Source organism: Citrobacter sp. wls826 (assembly GCF_005281245.1).
In the GTDB taxonomy this organism is placed as follows: domain Bacteria; phylum Pseudomonadota; class Gammaproteobacteria; order Enterobacterales; family Enterobacteriaceae; genus Citrobacter; species Citrobacter braakii.
This window is the reverse complement of the sequence record NZ_SZWS01000054.1, coordinates 111,442-115,305: the sequence shown is the minus strand read 5'-3', so window position 1 is coordinate 115,305 and position 3,864 is coordinate 111,442. Positions and strand designations below refer to the sequence as shown.

General features: G+C 56.9%; 3 protein-coding genes. All 3 read right to left on the bottom strand.

The window, feature by feature from the left end:
* Positions 1 to 87: 87 nt before the first annotated feature.
* The gene (locus FDW87_RS14555; protein ID WP_137379881.1) at positions 88 to 909 is read right to left on the bottom strand and encodes a hemin ABC transporter substrate-binding protein; all 822 of its coding nucleotides are present in this window, start codon (positions 907 to 909) and stop codon (positions 88 to 90) included.
* Positions 906 to 1,937, bottom strand: a complete 1,032-nt coding sequence (chuS, locus tag FDW87_RS14550) for a hematinate-forming heme oxygenase ChuS (RefSeq protein WP_016152880.1) — start codon at positions 1,935 to 1,937, stop codon at positions 906 to 908. The genes FDW87_RS14555 and chuS overlap by 4 nt, the downstream gene beginning before the upstream one ends.
* A 47-nt stretch (positions 1,938 to 1,984) precedes the next feature.
* The coding region (locus tag FDW87_RS14545) for a TonB-dependent hemoglobin/transferrin/lactoferrin family receptor (RefSeq protein ID WP_252363191.1) at positions 1,985 to 3,864 on the bottom strand (1,880 nt) is incomplete at its 5' end.

The window sequence follows — 3,864 nt, the reverse complement described above, 5'->3', positions numbered from 1 at the left end:
GCAACGCGCCAAAACCGGTAGCCATAATTGTCATCACGACCAACATGAGTGCGAGTGTCCATAAAGAACAACGGATACGTCGCGACATCAGGGCAATTGCTCAGCTTTAGCGCGAAGCTGCAAAATGGCCTGCGGCGTGCGTACGCTAAAGCCGAGCAGCGCCATATCGTCAACCTGCAATACCTGTTTATTTCGTCCGGCAGGCGTCTGCGCCAGGCCCGGCAGCGCCCACAGGTTATCTTCGCCACCCATCGCCTTAACGCCGTCCTGTGAAATCACCACCAGATCGGGCTGGCTGGCAATGACACCTTCCTGCGACAGCGGCTGATAGCGGTTAACGCCCTGCATTGCGTTGCGCAAACCGGCGGCACGAATAGCCGCATCGGCTGCAGTTTGCTGGCCCGCTGCCATCGCGGTCATCCTGCCATGATTGAGAATAAACAGCACGCGTTTGTTAAGTTCAGATGACGGCAGCGCCGCCAGTTCCTGACGGAAGCGGGTGCGCAGCGTTTCGCCATCGGCCTCCCTATGGGTGGCTTCGGCGATGACGCGAATTTTTTCATCAATCACGTTAAGCTCGTTGCTTGCCGGGATCGTCACAACCCTGACGTTGCTCTGTTCGAGCTGTTTTAGCGCCAGAGAGGGCTGCGCCTGCGCGCTGGCAAGGACCAGCGTAGGGCGGGTGGCAAGGATCCCTTCAGCGTTGAGTTGGCGCAAATAACCGACATCAGGTAGGGCGTTTGCTGCTTCAGGCCACTGGCTGGTGCTGTCTCGCGCCACAAGGGAAGACTGTGCTCCCAGTGCGTATACAATCTCGGTGACATCGCCACCGAGAGCAACAACCCGTTCCCTGGACGCAGCCAGCGCTACGATGGGCAGTAGCGCAATCAGGACCAGCAGTTTTTTCATGCGGCCAGCCCTTTCGGCGTCAGTGCGTCAATTTGCGCGCGCCATTGCGTCTGCTCCGGTTCACCTTCCGTTCGTTGACCATACAACTGGGCGATTTGCGTGCCGTCGGCAGCAAACAGTTCCAGACTGGTGACGTGGCCATCGGCGGTCGGTTTGCGCGTTACCCATGTTTCTGCCACGCTCTCTTCCAGCAGGTGTAAGGTAAATGTCGGGTTGAATATATTCAGCCAGCCTTTCATCGGCACCAGTTTTTCTATCACACCGGTAAAAATCTGTACGCAGCCACGATTACCCACAAAGACCATAATTTCATTGCCATCCTGGCGCGCGGTGTCGAGTAACTGCGCCAGAGCGCTATTTGCGACTTTACAGGCCAGATCGTCGCCCACCAGGTTAAACGCCTGTTGGCGGGTGAGATCGTGGCGTTTCAGCAGACCGAAGAACTGGTGTACATCGGTCATGGCTCGCCACTCTTGATCAACGGTCTGCGCATCGACCGTGACGGTGGCTGGAGCAGAAGGGGGGGCGGGTTGCAGCGCCAGAGGCGGGTTTTCAGCGAAGATGAAACGGGTCAGCAACGCAGCCCATTCCTCAATGAGGGTATTCTGTGTGGCATAGACCTTCAGCAGCGCATCCCCCTGATGGTCAAAGAACTGAATGCTCTGACGTTCGCCGTGGGCGGTTGTTTCGCTGATATGGAACACGCTTGCCCACTGATTGAGGAACAGGCGCAGGTCGAGGGCGCGCGGATTGAGTACCAGTCCGGCATGACCGTTCAGGTGCTGATTGGTAAACGCACCAACCTGCTCATGCACCGCATATTCGTTGCGGCATATACATTTGGTTTCGCCGACGGCTTCCAGTGCGCCGAGGATTTCACGCACTTCGCCCCGTAAGCGCCAGGCGTCATGACCGACGCGCGCGAAGGTCAGTTCGGCTTCGCTAATATTCATCAATCCCGCAATATCACGTGCGTATTTGCCAGGATTTTCTTTCTTCAGTTCCAGCCAGCGTGTGTAATGATTCATTGTCTCTTCCTTCCAGATTGCTGCCCCGGCGAACCGGGGAAAAGTGATTACCACTGATAACTCACGAAAATTTTGCCATTACGACCATCCTGCGGAATGCCCTGCGGCGACCAGTACTCTTTGTCGAAGGCGTTGCCCAGTACCAGCGTGGTGGTCATGCCTTTCAGCGCTTGTTGGCCCTGATAGCTCACGTAGAAATCGTTTACCGCATAACCGGGCTGTTTCGTGTAGCTGCTGCTGATATGCGTTGAACGGTCAGCAAATGTACCTATCCAGCCAACGGAGAAACCGCTGTGCGCAACCGGTACGTTCAGTTTGCTGGTGACGGTATCCGGGTTAATGCTGGAAATGTATTCGCCGGTGTCTGTATCTTTGCCGCGCGTACGGTTATAGGCCATGTCGAGGCTGAACAGATCGGCGGAATATTTCGCCATCACGTCCCAGCCCCAGATTTTGGCGTTGGGTACGTTATAGGACATGGTTGTCGCGGCGGCGAAGTCGACGCTGGTGGAGATGTAATCTTTCGCTTTGGTGTCGAAATAGCTGGCTTTAAATTCGAGCGCATCGCTCGCCATCAACAGATCGTCAAAGCGCAGGCCAAATCCGTATTCCTGGGTTTCGTTGGTTTCCGGGCGTAGGTTAGGGTTTGGCACCCAGTAGTTGGTGTAAAAACGGCCAATCGAGAAGTGTTTCGCATCGTTATACATCTCGCCCATGGTCGGCGCACGGAAGGCCTGAGCGTATGAACCGAACAGCATCAGCCAGTCGGTTGGCGCAACGGTGAGCCCGGCGCGGGACGACCATTTATCGGCATCGACATCTTCATAGCCGTCGCTGCTGCCACGATAAGAGTCATAACGGGTACCGCCCAGCAGCGTAACCGGCAGGTCGCGCAGGGTGATTTCATCTTGTAGCCAACCGGAGCTGAAATCGATTTTTGCCTCCGGGAAACCGGTGGTTGCGCCGCCTGGCTGTTGTTCCTGACGATAGTATTCCCCGCCGTAGGTCAGCAAATGAGATGCAAAAGAGTCGGTAAACAGGCGGCTGCGGTTGTCGATTTTGCCGCCTTTGGTGGTTTGTTTGCGAAACTCGCCGGTGTTATCCGTGTTTTGCGCATTAATGCGTGCTTCGGACCAGTAGATGCGGGCATCCGCGTTCAACCAGTCATTGTCTGCTGGAGCAATCGAGTAGGTCAGTTGCGCGTCGCGCTGGATGGTTGAGCGATCGGTCATCGGGTTGCTGGTGGCATCCGCTGCGCTGGTTTGCGGGTTTTTAGGTTCACGGGCGTCATTGTTGTAGTAACGCAGCGAGCCGGCCAGCGTCTGGGCGCTGTCAATTTTCCAGCTGCCTTTCGCCAGCATATTGTTAATCGCTTCGTCGTTTGGTGCCGTAGTACCGTCGCTCTGGCGCAAATCACCGCGATCGCGACTGGACCAGGCAAGCAGTCCGTCCAGCGTATCGGTGCGACCAAACGCGCTGGCGCCCATACCGAGGCTGTGATCGCCGGTTGCCGCGGTACCGAACACGCGATAACCGCTGTTTTGTCCGGCTTCCAGCAGATCTTTGGCATCCGCAGTGTCATAGGCGATCACTCCACCTAAAGCGCCGCTACCGTACAGCAGTGCAGAAGGGCCACGGACGACCTCGATGCGTTTGATCAGCGCCGGATCGAGGAAGGTACTGTTCAGGTGTCCGGTGTCGGTTCCCTGACGAACGCCATCAACCAGCACCAGAACGCCACGTCGATCGTAGCCGCGCAGATTCACGTCCTGGCCGTTAGTGCGACCGGTGCCGTCAAGGGTCAGGCCCGGAACCGTACGCAACAGGTCGGCTGCTGAGCTGGCGGTCTGGTTTTCCGGCGCGGTGGCATCAATCACGCTGACCATCATCGGCGCTTCAAAAGCACTACGGGCATTGCCGGTAGCGG

Excerpts from the sequence above, each read along its gene's own strand:
- FDW87_RS14555 (WP_137379881.1), bottom strand. The coding sequence starts at position 909 with ATGAAAAAACTGCTGGTCCTGATTGCGCTACTGCCCATCGTAGCGCTG.
- chuS (WP_016152880.1), bottom strand. The coding sequence starts at position 1,937 with ATGAATCATTACACACGCTGGCTGGAACTGAAGAAAGAAAATCCTGGC.